Below are 15,444 nucleotides of genomic sequence, written 5' to 3'. Positions count from 1 at the left end.
AACCTCCGAAGACAAGGGGTGGCTGACGTCAAAGCGCCGACAACAGCAGTCGACCGGCGAAGAAAACCAGCACCAGGCCCATGGTTCTTTCGAACCAGTGGCCCAGGCGCAGGAAGGTCTGGCGAACGCGGGCGCTGGAGAACAGCAGGCTGACCAGGGCGAACCAGCCGGCGTTGACCGCGCACATCCACAGGCCGTAAAGGCCCTGCACGGCCAGCGGCGTGCTGCCACTGACCACGGTGGTGAAGATGGCCAGGAAGAACAGCGTGGCCTTGGGGTTGGTAGCATTGGTCAGGAAGCCGGTGAGGAAGGCCCTGGCCGGTGCCTGGCGTTCCAGGTCGGCGGCCTGCCACTGGCTGTCGTCCAGCGGCGCGGCGGTGGGCTTGCTGCGGATGAGGTTGAAACCCAGCCAGAGGATGTAGGCACCGCCGAGTACCTTCGCGGCGTCCAGCAGCCAGGGCGTGGTGTGCATCAGGGCACCGATGCCGAGCAGGGTGTAGAGCACGTGCACCGAGATGCCAGCGCCGATGCCGAGCGCGGTGCAGAGGCCGATCAGGCGGCCGAACCTCACGCTCTGCCGCACGGTCACGGCGAAGTCGGGGCCCGGGGCCAGGACGGCGAGGAAATGGATGGTCGCCAGGGCAAGGAATTCGCTCAGGTAAGGGGACATGTCAGCTCCAGTACGTCAGGGGCTCGGTCGCCCCGCGATAGCCGACGAAGCACGAGAGCGACAGGCGCGGCTGGTCGGTGCCGGGCGTCACGGCGTGCATGCGCCGGGAATTGAAGAGGATCAGATCGCCCGGTTCCGGGCGGATGGTCAGGCTCGGCGGGCCGAGCAGGTCGGGCTCGATGCCGTAGCTGTCGCCGCGCAGGGCGTCGAAGTCGTCCGGTGACAGCTCCTTGGCCCAGAGCTGCAATTCACCGCCCTGGCTGGGCATGGTCAGGTAGACATTGCAGGCCAGCTGGGTCACCACGCTTTCGGCCTCGGTGCTGCCGGGGGCGTCCTTGGCGAAGATGTCGTGGTGGGCGAGAAAGCGCACCCCGGGCTTCACCACGCGCGACAGGCCGACATACATCTTGCGGCCCCAGAGTGTTTGCAGGCGGGCACCGGCCGGCCAGACCTCGTCGAGGACGCAGCGCACCAGGTCGATGGGATTGAGATAGGGCCGGCAGCGGCGGCGCAGCTCTTCCAGGTTGTGGGCGACGCTGGCGAAATAGTCGTCCATCTGGGCGCGCTGGTTCTCCGCCTCGTAGAAGGCCATGCCGATGCGGCCGATGCTGGGGGCGTTGGTGTAGGTGGCGAAGCCGTTGCCGAGGATCTGCTTGCCCAGGTCGTCGGCCAGGGGGCGGGGGACGAAACGCCGGATACGTACGGCCAGCAGGCGTTCATCGGCGAGACGGTTCAGGCTCTCGGTGTCGAGAGTGTCGAGTTCGAGCAGCATGGCGCTTCCTTTCTGCGGGTGAGGGAGGCGGGTGATCAGGCGCCAGCCATGTCGTAACTCACCAGCAGGCGCCCCTTCTTTTCCTTGATGCCCAGCGCGCTCAGCTGACCGACGGTGCGCGTGGAGCGCACATGGGTTCCTCCGCAGGCGTAGCGCGCGATGTCTTCGCCGAAGCGCACCTGGCGCTGGCCGTCGGCATCGACGTCGCTGTGCAGCGCCAGGTCTGCCTCCACCAGCGCATCGAAGTGCGCCTGCAGGGCAGCGCCGTCCAGCGGACGGGGTTCCAGCCCCGGAACGAATTCGATCTTGCCTTCGCCCGGCCAGTGATGGGCCTTGACCGGCTGCCAGCCATGGACCTCGCCGATATGGCCGATCAGGTGGCCGGCCGAATGCAGGCGCGAATGCAGGAGGCGACGCTTTTCGTCGATCCGGGCCAGGACGCGACCCAGCTGCAGCGGACGATTGACGTGGTGGAGGATGCGTTCGCCGTCCTGCACCACATGCAGCACCTCGGCGGTACCGAGCCAGCCGGTGTCACTGGGTTGGCCACCGCCCTGGGGATGGAAGGGCGTGGCGCGCAATTCGACGGCATACCCATCTCCCGTGGCGGTACAGGCAAGGACCTCGACCTCGGCGATCAGGCTGTCGCTCAGGAAATACAGGCGTTCGGTCATTTGTCTTACTACTCTTGGAAAACGAGAAACGCCCTCATTCTAAAGATCGCTCGATAAGGTGATAATCCACCCTCCCTCCAAAGGAATTTTGCGCTGTGAGCATGAATCTCCCCCTACCATTGCTCAGCGAAATGGCCATCTTCGTGCGGGTGGTGGAGAGCGGCAGCTTCTCTGCCGCGGCCCGGCAACTGGGGCTGACGCCCTCGTCCACCAGCCGCAGCGTGGCGCGCCTGGAGAAGGCCCTGGGCACCCGACTGCTCAATCGCAGCACGCGCAAGCTGCGGCTGTCGGAAGCGGGGGCGGAGGTCTACCGGCGCTGCAGCGACATGGTCGGCGCCGCCCGGGCTGTGCTGGAGGTCAGCGGCCAGTTCAACCAGGCGCCGGCCGGCATCGTGCGGCTGTCGGTGCCCAAGGCAGTGGGCAGCACGGTGATCCATCCGCACATGGCCGACTTCCTGCGCCGCTATCCGGCCGTGGACGTGCAACTGATGCTGGAGGACCGCTATGTCGACCTGATCGACGACAACGTCGACCTGGCCATCCGCATCACCGACCGCCCGCCGCCGGGGTTGGTCGGGCGCCAGTTGCTGACCATCGAGCACCTGCTCTGCGCCACGCCGCAGTACCTGGCCGAACACGGCAGTCCGGCGCATCCGCGCGACCTGGCCCAGCACAGCTGCATCTACCTGGGCGAGGAGCCGGCCGATTCGCGCTGGAAATTCCGCCAAGGCGCCAAGGTGGTCCACGTCAACGTGCGCGGTCGTTACGCCGCCAATCATACCGGCGTGCGCCTGGACGCGGTGCTCAGCCATATCGGCATCGGCAGCCTGCCATTCTTCACCGCCCAGGCGGCGCTGGCCCGTGGCGAGATCATCCAGGTGCTGCCCGACTGGACCTTCCTGCCGCACTACCACGGCGGTGCCTGGCTGCTCTATCCGGCAACCCGCCACCTGCCGCCCAAGCTCAAGGTGTTCATCGACTTTCTCGTCGAGCGCCTGAGTGACCAGGCGTTACGCCAGGGGCGCGGCGCTGCGGCCTTGCCTGAGCAACGCTTTCAAGAGCTCACCATCGGCAGCTAGCCATCCGGCTTTTCGTGAGACTTTTCACAACTCCTGTTACAACGCGCCCTATTAGGTGAAGCGATTCACCTAACGTTTCTTTCATGCACGTGCGGCGCTTTTTCCTGGGCCATGCTCATGACGGCCCGCTTGCGCGGGTCGTGCAGGTCGCTGCCGCGATCCTGGCCCTGGCAGAACAAGAAAGGATTTTCCCCCATGCTCGCTTCCTCACCCTCGCTCGCCGCACCCGTGGCGGCCACCCCGCGCAAGGGGCTGGTCGTGCTCATCGCCGTGATCGCCGCTCTGGGCGGCCTGCTGTTCGGCTACGACACCGGCATCATCGGCGTCGCCCTGCTCGGCCTCGGCCGGGAATTCGCCATGGACGACACCGTCAAGCAACTGGTGACCGGTGCCATCATCTTCGGTGCACTGTTCGGCTGCCTGGGTACCGGCCCGATCTCCGACCGCCTCGGCCGGCGCAAGACCATCATTGGCGTGGCCCTGGTCTTCGCCCTGGGCTCGGTGCTCTCGGCGCTGTCGCCCAACGTCACCCTGCTGATCCTGTCGCGCTTCCTGCTCGGCCTGTCGGCCGGTAGCTCCACCCAGATCATCCCGGTGTACATCGCCGAGGTGGCGCCGCCGGAGCACCGTGGCAAGCTGGTGGTGCTGTTCCAGTTCATGGTGGTGTTCGGCATCACCGTGGCCTACTTCACCGGCTTCGCCCTCGACGAGCACTGGCGCTGGATGTTCGGCCTCGGCCTGGTGCCGGCGCTGATCCTGCTGGCCGGCATGGCGGTGCTGCCGGAAAGCCCGCGCTGGCTGCTGGTGAAAGGTCGTGAGCGGGACGCCCTGGCCGTGCTGGAGCGGGTGCGTGGCGGCGCCGCTGCGGCCCAGGCAGAGCTGGCCGAGATCAAGACCGTGAGCAATGCACCGGAAGGCAGCTGGAGCGATCTGTTCTCGCCCTGGGTACGGCCAGCCCTGCTGGTGGGCGCGGGGATCGCCATGTTCTCGCAGATCACCGGCAACAACGCCCTGATCTACTACGCGCCGACCATCCTCACCCAGGCTGGTTTCTCCGACCAGACCGCGGTGCTGGCCACCGGTTGCAGCACCATCCTGGTGGTGATCATGACCGTGGTCGGCAGCTTCCTGGTGGATCGCATCGGTCGTCGCCGCTACCTGCTGACGCTTATTCCCGGCTCCATCATCGCCCTGGCGATCATGGGCTACCTGTTCCAGGGTGCCGGCCCCCAGACTGATGTCGAACGCTGGACGGTGGTGGCCTGCCTGGCGGCCTACCTGATGCTCAACTGCGGCGGCTTCGGCGTCTGCATCTGGCTGATCAACGCCGAGGTGTATCCGCTGTTCGTGCGCGGCAAGGGCGCCAGCGTCGGCGCCTTCAGCCACTGGGGCTTCGACCTGCTGGTGACCCTCACCACCCTGAGCCTGGTGACCCAGCTGGGCGCTGCCCATACCTTCTGGCTCTACGCCGGCATCTCTCTGGTCGCCCTGTTGTTCATCTGGCGCCTGGTGCCGGAAACCAAGGGCAAGAGCCTGGAGCAGATCGAGCACGACCTGCGCGAGCGGCGCTTCTTTCCCTATCAAAGGCAAGGCTGAACGCAGGCTCCAGTGCCAGAGCCTGTTCAAAGGCTGCTGCGCGTCGGCCAAACGGCGTTGAAAATGGCTTCGGAATGCTCATTTACTACTTGTAAACTCCGCTTCCTCAGCCATTTTCGCCTTGTTTTTCTCTAGCTCGCGAGCCTTTGAACAGGCTCTGAGGTCGCAACAGGAGCGGAGGTAGCTCTCCGCTCCTGTTCGCCTGTGCCGGAGTCCTGCCATGCGCCCCCTCACCCTCGACCTCGATCTGCTGGCTGCCGCCCTCGACAGCCGCGAGCGAGGTACCCACTTCCTCGATCTCGACAGCGGCGTCCTGCGTCTGCTCGATCCGGACGACCTCAGCCTGGAAGAACGCGAGGAACTGGAAGATCCCGAACGTTACCTGCCCCTGCCACGCCTGACCCAGGAGGATCGCCTGGAGCTGCGCGAAGCTTTCCTGCACCAACTGCGCCATCCCCACGCCCAGCCGCTGCTGCGCGCCGCCCTGGAAAGCCGCCGGCCGATCCGCACCTTCGACTACGAACTGGAGCTCTTCCCCACGGTGCGCGAGGCCTGGCAGGCCTTCGCCCTGAATCGGCTCAAGGAAGAGTTGCTGGTACTGCTGGACGAAGCCGGCCTGGAGGCTCTGCCGGCGGATGGTCGGGTGCCGCTACCGGACGATGTGCCCGAAGGCATCCGGCGGCGGTTGGAGAAGGGGCGGGAGCGCTGAGCGGCACCTCGGCGGTGAAAATCACCGAAGCGCGTCGTTACAGGTGATTGAGGGCCTTCCCCGATCTCTAGAGATCGTCGCCCTGCAGCCTGCTCAGGCCTGATCATGCCCATGCCGATAGAGCTTGAGCTCCACCATCAGGTCGTCGGTGAGGGTTTCCAGGTGGGCCTGCAGGGCCTCGAGTTCGAGATCGGCCGGCAGCGCCAGCAGGGCGGTGGCGTGGAACAGCAGTTCGCTGCTCATGGGCGCTGGGCGGGTCTCGGTGGCTAGCCGTTCGACATTGACGCCGACCTGATGCAGCGCCCGGGTGATGTCGCGGACGATGCCGACGCGATCATTGCCCAGCAGTTCGAGCTGCACCAGCGGCGCGCCCACCGGGGCCGGTTGGCCAGGCTCTCCCACCAGGATGCGCAGGCCGGGAATGGCCAGTTGTTGCAGGGCCTCCACCAGGCCGTTGCGCAATTCCGGTTCCACCTCCACCGAGAGGATGCCGGCGAATTGCCCGGCCAGGTGGGCCATGCGGCTTTCCAGCCAGTTGCCGCCCTGGGCGGCTACGCAGTCGGCCAGGGCTTCCACCAGACCAGGGCGATCGGGGGCGATGACGGTCAGGACCAAGTGTTCCATGGCGGGCTCCAGGGCAGACAGGGTTGCCTGCAGTCTAGCCCGCCCTGGAGCGCTGGCCTACTGGATGTCCTCGGGTTTGACGATCACCCAGTTCTTGTCCGCGTTCACCGCTACGCCGTTCTGGGCCTGGCCCTCGGCGTTGCTCTTCATCATCGCCTCGATCTGGGTACGGTACTTGGGCTTGCGGTCGACCCACAGGTGGATGCCGCCCTTGCTGCCGTCCACGCCCTGGAACAGCATGGGACCGTCGCTGACCGGGGTGTCACCCGCGACCAGGATCGGCTTCTTCCAGGGGCTGATGTAGGTGAGGATGGCAGCGTACTTGCCGGCGAACCAGGTAGCCGGGGTCCACAGGTAGGGGGTGACCTGCAGCTTCAGGTTGGCCTGGGGATCGTACTTGCCTGCGGCGATCTGCTTGCGGGCGGTGGTCAGGGCGCCGGTGGCGGGGTCCTTGAGCAGGGTGGTGACGCCGATGACGTTCTCCGGCTTCACGCCGTAGCCGTAGCGCGGATCGGCGGCGACCATGCGCACCAGCTCTTCATGGGCAGCGCTGATCACATAGACCTCGATGCCGTTCTCCATCAGCTTGTGATAGAGCTCCTGCTGGCCGGTGAAGGGCTTGGGCGGGTTGATCTGTACCGTCTCGACCTTGTCGTCCTTGCCGTAATAGGTGGCGGGGATCGGCTTGTCGTAGGCCATCAGCTCGTCGACGTAACCCTTGAGCTGCTGCAGGGTGAAGCCGGAGAACACCTGGGCGACCCAGGGGTAGCAGACCAGGTCGTCGATCTCGCACAGCCGGTAGTAGTAGCTGTTGAGGCTTTCCTTGTGGCCGCCGACGTCCTTGAACGGAATCAGCTTGAGCGAGGGGTCGAGGGTGTCGCGGGTCAGCACGCCCTTCATTTCCAGGAAGGGCAGCAGGGACTCTTCCAGGTCGTAGCGATAGCTGGTGTTGTCCATGTCGAACACCGCGTAGTTGCCTTTATTGGCATTGGCGGCGATCAGGGCGTCGAGCTGGCGGGCGGCCTCGGCGGGCCAGTGGGTCAGCTCGGTGGCGGCAGCGGTGAGGCTGAGCAGACCGCCGGCCAAGCCGGCGAGAAGGCGGGTGAGGGTGGACATTGGCGGGCTCCGGCACGGCGACCGCGATATGCGGTCATCTGGTCTAGACCATAACAAAAGGTCATGACAGTTCGATGCACGGAGCGACCTGGGTAGATGCGAGAGCGGCAGGGCCTGCCGCTCTGCGACACGGCTTCAGGCGGTGACGGTTTTGAAGCGAGGCTCGGCGTTGCCCTTGAACAGGGTCAGGGTCGCCACCAGGCCGAGTACCGCAGCCACGGTCAGCCACATGCCGGGGGCAGCCTTGTTGCCGGTCTCCTGGATCAGCCAGGTGCAAACCATCGGGGTGAAGCCGCCGAAGGTCGCGGTGGCCAGGCTGTAGGCCAGGGAGAAGCCGGTGGTGCGCACATGGGCCGGCATCACCTCGGTCAGGGCCACCACCATGCCACCGTTGTAGGTGCCATAGAGGAAGGACAGCCACAGCTCGACCATCAGCAGGCGACCGAAGCCCGGGGCGTTGGTCAGCCAGATCATCGCCGGGTAGGCGCTGAGGATGGCCAGCACGGTGGCGAAGATCAGCAGCGGACGGCGGCCGACGCGATCGCTCAGGGCGCCCATCACCGGCAGCCAGATGAAGTTGGAGATGCCCACGCAGGCCGTGACGATCAGGCTGTCCAGATCGGTCAGGTGCAGCTCGTGACGGCCGAAGGTCGGGGTGTAGGCAGTGATCAGGTAGAAGGAGGCGGTGGTCATGGAGACCATGGCCACGCCCGCCAGCACCACGCCGAAGTTCTGGCCGATGGAGGTCATGGTCTCGCCGAAGCTCGGGCGATGCTTGCGTGCCTCGAACTCGGGGCTCTCTTCCAGGGAGCGACGGATGATGAACAGGAAGGGCACGATCAGGCAGCCGATCAGGAAGGGGATGCGCCAGCCCCATTCACCCATTTCGGCGGGCGACAGCCAATGGTTGAGCAGGGCGCCCAGTACGCCGGCGAAGACCACGGCGACCTGCTGGCTGGCGGACTGCCAGGAGACGAAGAAGCCCTTGCGACCGGGGGTGGCGATCTCCGACAGGTAGACGGACACGCCGCCCAGTTCGACGCCAGCGGAGAAGCCCTGCAGCAGACGGCCGAGCAGCACCAGCAGCGGTGCGGCGACGCCCAGGGTGGCATAGCCCGGCACCACGGCGATCAGCAGGGTGCCCAGGGCCATCAGCGCGAGGGTCACGATCAGGCCATGACGACGGCCGTGCTTGTCGATGTAGGCGCCGAGGAAGATCGCACCCAGCGGGCGCATCAGGAAGCCGGCGCCGAAGGTGGCCAGCGACAGCATCAGGGAGGCGATTTCGTTGTCGCCGGGGAAGAACGTCTTGGCGATGGCGGTGGCATAGAAGCCATACACCATGAAGTCGTACATTTCGAGGAAGTTTCCGCTGACGACGCGGAACACGGATTTGGCTTTCGAGGTGGTGGCCATGACTGCTAGCTCGGATTGGGTTTGTTATGGAGACAGCTCGCGCAGGGCGCCCAAACCTCTCGCGGGTGGGTCGCGCTGTTTGTAACCTTATGTGTTGCAAAACGGCGCTGGCAAGCTTAATCCGACCGAAACCTGTGAATTTCCTGGATTTGAAAGGTTGGTGAAAGGTTCGCGACATTACGTCTGGAAATTATTGTCCAGTTGACACGTTGTCGCAGTTCAGGCTGAGAGCATTTGCCAGAACGCCGCTCCGACGCCGGCCAGGCTTTCCCCGGCGATGAGGCCGGCGGCGGCAGCCAGGGCGAAGCGCTCGGCCGCCGCCGGCGTCCGCCAGCGCACCAGGGCGGTGAGCAGGGCGCCCAGGGTCATCATCAGCGACACCGAGGCCGGTAGGATGAAGGCCAGGCCCAGGGCTGCCGAGCTGGGCAGCCAGCGCGCGCGGCGGACGGGCAGCAGGGCTTCGGCCAAGCCCAGCAGCAAGCCGGCCAGGGCGCCGAGGACGATGCCCAGGCGCATCGCCGTGTCCAGCGCGCCCAGGCCCTGGGTCAGGGTTTCCGCCACCGCCTTCCACTGGGCCACCGCCGGCGCCGGCCAGGCGGCGCTGAGCAGCAGCGCCTGGGGATCGGGAATCAGCAGCCGATAGGTGAGCACCCCGGTCACCGCGCCGAGGGCGATGCCCAGGCACTGGGCGACCACCTGCTTGGCCGGGGTGGCGCCGATGGCCTTGCCGACCTTGAAGTCGTTCATCAGGTCGGTGCTCTGGCCCGCCGCGCCGCCGGCGGTGTTGGCGCCCATCAGGTTGATGTTGACCTGCCCGGGCGCCGCCAGCCCGAAGGTGAGCTGCGACAGCTGGCCGATGGCGCCGATGGGTGGAATGCCGGTGGCGCCCACCACCCGGGCGGCCATGGCGGCGAGGAATAGTGCCAGGGGCAGAGCGAGCAGGGCCAGCCAGGGATCGATGCCGAACAGCCGGACCTGCAGTGCCACCACCAGCAGACTCGCGAGCAGCAGCAGGACCAGGGGCCAACCCTGCGGGCGCCGCCAGCCCGAGCGCTGCCGCTCACCGCGGGGCAGGGTGACGAGGCGCACCGCCAGGGAGGCCAGGGTGGCGCTGACCATCAGGCTCACCCCCGGCCAGAGCAGCCATTGCACCAGGAAGGCATATTGCGGACCGCTGGCATCCGCCGGCAACTCGGCCACGCCACTGGCCAGCAACCAGGGCGCCAGCCCGGCCCAGGCCAGCAGGGTACCGAGCAGCAGCGAGAGGCCGACCTTCAGACCGATGATGCCGCCGAAGCCGAGCAGCAGCAGGGAAGGATCGAAACTGAAGGTCAGCCGCTCCAGGACGGGCGAGGGCGCCGTCCGTGGCAGGGCCCAGGCGAAGGTATCCACCAGCTTGACCGCCGCCGACAGCACCAGGGCGCCCAGGAGCACCCGCAGCCGCGCCAGGGCTTCGGCACCACTGGCATACACGTGGCGCAGGGCTTCCAGGGTGGCCAGGCCCTCGGGGAATTTCAGACTGGCATCGGCCAGCAACAGGGGGCGCAGGTACCAGGCCACCCAGATCCCGAGAAAGCTCACCGCGAACACCCAGCTCATCAGCGGCAGCGTGGGCAGTTGCTGGCCGGTCAGCAGGGTGTAGGCCGGGATGGGGGCCACCAGGCCGCCGGAGACGATGCTGGCCGCCGCCGAGGCCACGGTCTGGTTGATGTTGCTCTCGTGCAGCGTCCAGCCCGGTTGCTGCAGCCGTCGTCCGAGGCGGTGCCAGAGGCCATAGCTCACCAGCAGGGCGATGATCGACATGTTGAACGACCAGCCGATCTTGAGCCCGGCGTAGACGTTGGCCGGGGTCAGCAGGATGCCCAGTAGCGCGCCGGTGAGCAGGGCCCGGGGGCTGAGTTCGCGCTCCACGGGCAGCGGCAGGTCGGATGGGGCGGCGGTGGCGTCAGGCAAGCGGGGCTCCTGGTCTCGGAAACGGCGAGCGTCGTTAGGGGACTCATTCGTACGCCGGTTGGTTCGCCGTTTGGCCGATGCGCAGCAGCCTTTGCGCAGGCTTTCAGGGGTGCCTTTCGGTCCAGGTCTGGCGCAGCGCCTCGATCAACTGGCGCAGCCCCGGTGGCGGTTGGCGCCGACTCGGGTAGTAGATGCACAGCGGCGCACCGGGTGAGGCCCAGTCCGGCAGCACCTGCTCCAGGCGACCGTCGCGCAGCTCTTCGGCCACCCGCCATTCCAGACAGTAGGCCAGGGCCAGGCCGTCGAGGGCGGCCTGGATCGAGGTCTCGGTCTCGTTGAGGGTGAGCGGGCCGGGGACGTCGACCACCCGCGTTGCGGCGCCGCTGCCCAATTCCCAGCGATAGAGGGCACCGTTGCCGAGCCGTACCCGCACGCAACGATGCTCGGCGAGATCCTCCGGCTGCTGCGGTCGGCCATGACGGTCGAGGTAGGCGGGGGCGCCCACCACCACCCAACGCAGCTCGTCGGTCAGCGGCAGGGCGACCATGTCCTGGGGCACGGTATCGCCATAGCGGATGCCGGCGTCCAGGCCGTCGGCGACGATGTCCACCGGACGATCCTCGACACTGATATCCAGCTGCAACTGCGGATAGGCGGCCAGCAGACGCGGCAGGGTAGGGGTGACCAAGAGGCGCGCTGCATCGCGCGGCACGCTCAGGCGCAGGCGACCGACCGGGGCGTCGCGGTGCTGGTCCAGCTCGCCCAGGGCCTCGCCGATGAGGGCGAAGCCCTGTTCGAGTTTTTCCGCCAGGGCGGCACCGGCCAGGGTCGGCACCACCGAGCGGCTGGTGCGATTGAGCAGCTTGACCCCCAGGCGCGTCTCCAGCTGGCGTAGGGCATGGCTCAGCGCCGAGGTGGTGACGCCCAGCTCGATGGCGGCCTGGCGAAAACTACGGCGACGGACCAGGGCGACGAAGACGTTGAGATCGGCCAGTTCGCCGCGATTGAAGGTCGGCATGCATAATCCTCGCGCGATAAGAGCCTGTTCAAAGTCTGCTACGCGTCGGCCAAACGGCGTTGAAAAGCCCTTCGGAATGCTCATTTACCACTCGTAAACTCCGCTTCCTCAGGTCTTTTCGCCTTGTTTGGCTCTAGCTCGCGAGCCTTTGAACAGGCTCTAAGGGTCAAGCGTTCGTTGAGCCCTATTCAACGCCTTTTGAATTAGCCTCACAACATTGATCCGTCCAACTGGCGTCTTCGCCTGGAGCCTTCCATGACTGAAACCCTCCGTATCCCGGGTATCGATACCCCCGTTTCCCGCATTGCCCTCGGCACCTGGGCCATCGGTGGCTGGATGTGGGGCGGCACCGACGAAGCCCGCTCCATCGAGACCGTCCGCGGCGCCGTGCAGGGCGGCATCAACCTCATAGACACTGCCCCGGTGTACGGCTTCGGCCGCTCCGAGGAAATCGTCGGCAAGGCCCTGGAAGGCATCCGCGACCAGGCGGTGATCGCCACCAAGGTGGCCCTGGAGTGGCCGAACGAAGAGGTGCGCCGCAACGCCAGCGCGACCCGTATTCGCCAGGAGGTGGAGGATTCGCTGCGTCGCCTGCGTACCGACCGCATCGATCTCTATCAGGTGCACTGGCCCGATCCCCAGGTGCCCCACGAAGAGACCGCGCGCGAACTGGAGAGGCTGCGCCAGGCGGGCAAGATCCTCGCCATCGGCGTGAGCAACTACTCGCCCGAGCAACTGGAGGCCTTCCGTCAGTTCGCCAATCCCTCCACTGTCCAGCCGCCCTACAACCTGTTCGAGCGCGCCATCGAGGCCGATGTGTTGCCCTATGCCCAGCGCCACGGCCTGGTGGTGCTGGCCTACGGCGCGCTCTGCCGCGGCCTGCTGTCCGGCCGCATGAGTGCGGCTACCCGCTTCGACGGCGACGACCTGCGCCAGGGCGATCCCAAGTTCCAGGCGCCGCGCTTCGTCCAGTATCTGGCCGCCGTGGAGGCGCTGACGGCCTTTGCCCGCGAGCGCCATGGCAAGTCGGTGCTGGCCCTGGCGATTCGCTGGATTCTCGACCAGGGGCCGACCATCGCCCTTTGGGGCGCGCGCAAGCCCGAGCAATTGCAGGGGCTGGACGAAGCCTTCGGCTGGCGGCTGTCCGGCGAGGACCTGGCGGCCATCGACAGCATCCTTGCCGAACACGTCGAGGACCCGGTGGGGCCAGAGTTCATGGCGCCCCCTCTGCGTTGATCCCGGCGGCTGGGGCACCCTGGCCCCGCCTTGTTGCCTAAGAACCTGTTCACGATCTGCTGCGCGTCGGCCAAACGGCGTTAAAAATGGCTTCGGAATGCTCATTTACCACTCGTAAACTCCGCTTCCTCAGCCATTTTTGCCTTGTTTTGCTCTAGCTCGCGAGATCGTGAACAGGTTCTAAAGAACTCAGCCACAAGAGGTGAGGATCATGGCCAAGCGCGACGATCTCGACCACAAGCCGGAAAACGCCGGCAAGGTCGGCGAGACCCACAAGGATCTCAACCAAGGCGGTGAAGAACAGCGCCCGCAGAACAGCAAACGACCCGAGCAGCCGAAGGAGAATCCGGACCCGGGTTATTGAGAGAGCAGTTGCTGAAATGACGAAGGCGCATGGGTAGAAACCCGTGCGCCTTCGTTTCGTTCGGAAGGGTGCCCGTGCCCCGAGGGTACCTTGCGTTTAGCCGCGACGCGCGATGCCCATGCCACTTTCATCGCCTACCGCACCCGGCTGCGAGCCGCTCTAGGCCTGGCAATGAAACGCAATCGCAACCTGGGCAACCATTCGTCTTGCCCATGGTGGCGATATGGAAATTCGATGAACGTTTTTTCGCCCGGTGCGGTCGATTCATGCAGACGTTGACGTTCGCCGAGTGCGGACCTCCCTCTTCAACTCACGTCACAATGACAGGAGATCTCTCATGGCCGTTGCCAATGCCAAGCAAGAACTGAAGACCGTTTCCAGCGTCAAGCAGAAGGCCCACCAGGGCGAGGACGCCACCCTGCAGAACCAGCCGGCCGTGGGCGAGGCCCTGGCCGTGTTGCTGTCCGATGTCTTCGCGCTGTACATCAAGACCAAGAACTACCACTGGCACATGAAGGGCTCGCACTTCCGCGACTATCACCTGCTGCTGGACGAGCAAGCCGCTCAGCTGTATGGCATCACCGATCTGATCGCCGAGCGCGCCCGCAAGATCGGCCAGCCCACCGTACGCTCCCTGGAGCAGATGGTGCAGCTCAAGCGCCTGGCCAGCAGCGATGCCACCGACCTGTCGGCCGAGCAGATGCTGACCGAGCTGCACGACGACAACCAGTCGCTGGCTGCCTACATGCGTACCACCCACACCTTGACCGACGACGCCAACGACGTCTCCACCACCAGCCTGCTGGAAGAGTGGATCGACCAGGCCGAAGAGCGTGCCTGGTTCCTGGGTCAGACCGTCGGTAAGTAAGCCACGGGATCTACCGAAAAGCCCGTCTCCGGACGGGCTTTTTCATGGGCGCTGGCCAGGGCGCGGGGTTGCTGCTGGTATTGGCGCGGGGTGCAGCCGAATTCGCGGCGGAACACCGCGTGCAGGTACTGCGCCGAGGTGAAGCCGCAACGCCGGGCGACCTCGGCCAGGCTCGGCGTCTCTTCCTGCAGGGCAACCGCTGCAGCGGCCAGCTTGAAGCCTAAGATCTCGTCGTGAACGCTGCGCCCCAGCTCACGGCGGAAGGAGGTTTCCAGCGCCGAACGGGAGATACCGACGTAGCTGGCCACCTGGTCGGTCTTGATGCCCTGGCAGGCGTACTGACGGATGAAGTGCAGGGCGCGCATCACCTGGGGGTGGTGCACCGCCTGGTGGCGACTGGAGGCCTGGATATTGATCCCCTCCGGCGGGATCAGCACTCGCGGTGCGCCCAGGTCGACACCGTGCAGCCGCTGGTGCAGCAGGCGCGCGGCCTCGCGACCGATGGCTTCGGTACCCTGGATGACCGAGGTCAGGGGCACTCGGGTCAGGGTGCGCGCCAGCGGATCGTTGTCGATGCCCACCAGCGCCACCTGCTCAGGCACCGGGATGCCGGCCGTGAAGCAAGCCTGGAGCAGTTGCCGCGCCCGGGCGTCGGTGACGGCGAGGATGCCCACCGGTTTGGGCAACGCCTCCAGCCAGGCGATCAGCTGCTCCACGGCGGTGTCCCACAGCGGCGCACTGGTCTCCAGGCCGCGATAGATCTCCACCGGCAGGCCGTCGCGGCGGAGCAGGGCGGCGAAGGCCGCCTCACGCTCGCCGGCCCAGCGATTGGTGTCGGCGGCGGGCAGGCTGAAGCAGGCGAAGCGGGTCAGCCCGGACTCGATCAGGTGGTCGTAGGCCAGTCGCACCAGGGCGGCGTTATCGGTGGCGACGTAGGGGATGCCGGGCGGATAGTCGTGCGCCTCGGCATAGGAGCCGCCCACGGCCACCACCGGCAGCCTGCTGTCGGCCAGGGCGGCGCTCACGGCGGGGTCGTCGAAGTCGGCGATGATGCCGTCGCCCTGCCAACGCTCGATGCCCTTGAGCCGGCAGAGGAAGTCCTCTTCGAGGAACAGGTCCCAGCGCGCCCGGGTACCGCTCAGGTAGTTGCCGATGCCGGCGAGGATGCCGCGGTCGTAGATCTTGCTGCCGTTGAACAGCAGGGCGACGCGATGGACGGGCGGCTGGCTGGGCATGGCTGGCTTCCGGCGAGAGGCGCGGTGGGATACCAGACTACGACCGCGCCGGGCGTCTCTCAAGCGGCAAAATCGCACTCGGCCCTGGTGATTTTCACAATAGGCAGCCCGGGT

15 protein-coding genes are annotated in these 15,444 nt (G+C 66.3%); 6 read left to right on the top strand and 9 right to left on the bottom strand.

What is annotated here, in order from left to right; all coding sequences use genetic code 11:
* Window positions 1-28: 28 nt before the first annotated feature.
* From RND78_RS07520 to RND78_RS07510, 3 genes are read right to left on the bottom strand one after another with little or no spacing between them, the layout of a single operon-like run.
* Window positions 29-670, bottom strand: a complete 642-nt coding sequence (locus RND78_RS07520) for a LysE family transporter (RefSeq protein WP_312727347.1) — start codon at window positions 668-670, stop codon at window positions 29-31.
* Window position 671: 1 nt separating this feature from the next.
* Window positions 672-1,442 carry a 2OG-Fe(II) oxygenase gene (locus RND78_RS07515; RefSeq protein ID WP_312727346.1) on the bottom strand — a complete coding sequence of 257 codons (771 nt, stop codon included), beginning with the start codon at window positions 1,440-1,442 and terminating at the stop codon, window positions 672-674.
* Window positions 1,443-1,477: 35 nt separating this feature from the next.
* Complete coding sequence (locus tag RND78_RS07510; protein WP_312727344.1) at window positions 1,478-2,116, bottom strand: alanyl-tRNA editing protein; 639 nt, start codon at window positions 2,114-2,116, stop codon at window positions 1,478-1,480.
* Between the two features lie 95 nt (window positions 2,117-2,211).
* Between RND78_RS07510 and RND78_RS07505 the strand changes: the two genes are divergently transcribed.
* From RND78_RS07505 to RND78_RS07495, 3 genes are all read left to right on the top strand, one after another.
* Window positions 2,212-3,195: a LysR family transcriptional regulator gene (locus RND78_RS07505; protein ID WP_312727342.1), complete on the top strand. Its 984-nt coding sequence runs from the start codon at window positions 2,212-2,214 to the stop codon at window positions 3,193-3,195.
* 195 nt (window positions 3,196-3,390) lie between these two features.
* The gene (locus tag RND78_RS07500; RefSeq protein WP_312727341.1) at window positions 3,391-4,791 is read left to right on the top strand and encodes a sugar porter family MFS transporter; all 1,401 of its coding nucleotides are present in this window, start codon (window positions 3,391-3,393) and stop codon (window positions 4,789-4,791) included.
* Between the two features lie 220 nt (window positions 4,792-5,011).
* The gene (locus RND78_RS07495) at window positions 5,012-5,500 is read left to right on the top strand and encodes a UPF0158 family protein (RefSeq protein WP_312727339.1); all 489 of its coding nucleotides are present in this window, start codon (window positions 5,012-5,014) and stop codon (window positions 5,498-5,500) included.
* 93 nt (window positions 5,501-5,593) lie between these two features.
* Here RND78_RS07495 and RND78_RS07490 read toward each other — a convergent pair whose 3' ends face one another.
* The 5 genes from RND78_RS07490 to RND78_RS07470 all read right to left on the bottom strand — a co-directional run bounded on the left by RND78_RS07490 (window position 5,594) and on the right by RND78_RS07470 (window position 11,627).
* Window positions 5,594-6,124 (bottom strand): glycine cleavage system protein R, encoded by a 531-nt coding sequence (locus RND78_RS07490; protein ID WP_312727337.1) that lies wholly within the window; start codon window positions 6,122-6,124, stop codon window positions 5,594-5,596.
* Window positions 6,125-6,181: 57 nt separating this feature from the next.
* Entirely contained in the window at window positions 6,182-7,240 is a 1,059-nt protein-coding gene (locus RND78_RS07485) for a haloacid dehalogenase-like hydrolase (protein ID WP_312727335.1), read from the bottom strand.
* Window positions 7,241-7,375: 135 nt separating this feature from the next.
* Window positions 7,376-8,656: an MFS transporter gene (locus RND78_RS07480; protein ID WP_312727333.1), complete on the bottom strand. Its 1,281-nt coding sequence runs from the start codon at window positions 8,654-8,656 to the stop codon at window positions 7,376-7,378.
* Window positions 8,657-8,875: 219 nt separating this feature from the next.
* Complete coding sequence (locus RND78_RS07475) at window positions 8,876-10,609, bottom strand: OPT family oligopeptide transporter (RefSeq protein ID WP_312727331.1); 1,734 nt, start codon at window positions 10,607-10,609, stop codon at window positions 8,876-8,878.
* A gap of 103 nt (window positions 10,610-10,712) precedes the next feature.
* Window positions 10,713-11,627, bottom strand: coding sequence for a LysR family transcriptional regulator (locus tag RND78_RS07470; RefSeq protein WP_312727328.1), 915 nt, complete (start codon window positions 11,625-11,627; stop codon window positions 10,713-10,715).
* A 255-nt stretch (window positions 11,628-11,882) separates the two neighbouring features.
* On the opposite strand from RND78_RS07470, the gene RND78_RS07465 reads away from it, so the two are divergent.
* From RND78_RS07465 to RND78_RS07455, 3 genes are all read left to right on the top strand, one after another.
* Window positions 11,883-12,863 (top strand): aldo/keto reductase, encoded by a 981-nt coding sequence (locus RND78_RS07465; protein ID WP_312727327.1) that lies wholly within the window; start codon window positions 11,883-11,885, stop codon window positions 12,861-12,863.
* Window positions 12,864-13,074: 211 nt separating this feature from the next.
* Window positions 13,075-13,227, top strand: coding sequence for a hypothetical protein (locus tag RND78_RS07460; protein ID WP_312728124.1), 153 nt, complete (start codon window positions 13,075-13,077; stop codon window positions 13,225-13,227).
* A 337-nt stretch (window positions 13,228-13,564) separates the two neighbouring features.
* A complete protein-coding gene (locus RND78_RS07455; protein WP_312727325.1) occupies window positions 13,565-14,095 on the top strand; it encodes a DNA starvation/stationary phase protection protein in 531 nt (176 codons plus the stop codon).
* Here the strand turns inward: RND78_RS07455 and RND78_RS07450 are convergent.
* The gene (locus RND78_RS07450; protein ID WP_312727324.1) at window positions 14,077-15,330 is read right to left on the bottom strand and encodes a DNA-binding transcriptional regulator; all 1,254 of its coding nucleotides are present in this window, start codon (window positions 15,328-15,330) and stop codon (window positions 14,077-14,079) included. The two genes, RND78_RS07455 and RND78_RS07450, sit on opposite strands and share 19 nt — an antisense overlap.
* Between the last annotated feature and the right edge of the window lie 114 nt (window positions 15,331-15,444).

Origin of the sequence: Pseudomonas oryzihabitans (assembly GCF_032027545.1) — a bacterium.
In the GTDB taxonomy this organism is placed as follows: domain Bacteria; phylum Pseudomonadota; class Gammaproteobacteria; order Pseudomonadales; family Pseudomonadaceae; genus Chryseomonas; species Chryseomonas oryzihabitans_F.
The sequence above is the reverse complement of the archived record's forward strand: the minus strand, read 5'-3'. Positions and strand labels throughout refer to the sequence as shown.

Excerpts from the sequence above, each read along its gene's own strand:
- RND78_RS07520 (WP_312727347.1), bottom strand. The coding sequence starts at position 670 with ATGTCCCCTTACCTGAGCGAATTCCTTGCCCTGGCGACCATCCATTTC.
- RND78_RS07515 (WP_312727346.1), bottom strand. The coding sequence starts at position 1,442 with ATGCTGCTCGAACTCGACACTCTCGACACCGAGAGCCTGAACCGTCTC.
- RND78_RS07510 (WP_312727344.1), bottom strand. The coding sequence starts at position 2,116 with ATGACCGAACGCCTGTATTTCCTGAGCGACAGCCTGATCGCCGAGGTC.
- RND78_RS07500 (WP_312727341.1), top strand. The coding sequence starts at position 3,391 with ATGCTCGCTTCCTCACCCTCGCTCGCCGCACCCGTGGCGGCCACCCCG.
- RND78_RS07495 (WP_312727339.1), top strand. The coding sequence starts at position 5,012 with ATGCGCCCCCTCACCCTCGACCTCGATCTGCTGGCTGCCGCCCTCGAC.
- RND78_RS07490 (WP_312727337.1), bottom strand. The coding sequence starts at position 6,124 with ATGGAACACTTGGTCCTGACCGTCATCGCCCCCGATCGCCCTGGTCTG.
- RND78_RS07485 (WP_312727335.1), bottom strand. The coding sequence starts at position 7,240 with ATGTCCACCCTCACCCGCCTTCTCGCCGGCTTGGCCGGCGGTCTGCTC.
- RND78_RS07480 (WP_312727333.1), bottom strand. The coding sequence starts at position 8,656 with ATGGCCACCACCTCGAAAGCCAAATCCGTGTTCCGCGTCGTCAGCGGA.
- RND78_RS07470 (WP_312727328.1), bottom strand. The coding sequence starts at position 11,627 with ATGCCGACCTTCAATCGCGGCGAACTGGCCGATCTCAACGTCTTCGTC.
- RND78_RS07465 (WP_312727327.1), top strand. The coding sequence starts at position 11,883 with ATGACTGAAACCCTCCGTATCCCGGGTATCGATACCCCCGTTTCCCGC.
- RND78_RS07460 (WP_312728124.1), top strand. The coding sequence starts at position 13,075 with ATGGCCAAGCGCGACGATCTCGACCACAAGCCGGAAAACGCCGGCAAG.
- RND78_RS07455 (WP_312727325.1), top strand. The coding sequence starts at position 13,565 with ATGGCCGTTGCCAATGCCAAGCAAGAACTGAAGACCGTTTCCAGCGTC.
- RND78_RS07450 (WP_312727324.1), bottom strand. The coding sequence starts at position 15,330 with ATGCCCAGCCAGCCGCCCGTCCATCGCGTCGCCCTGCTGTTCAACGGC.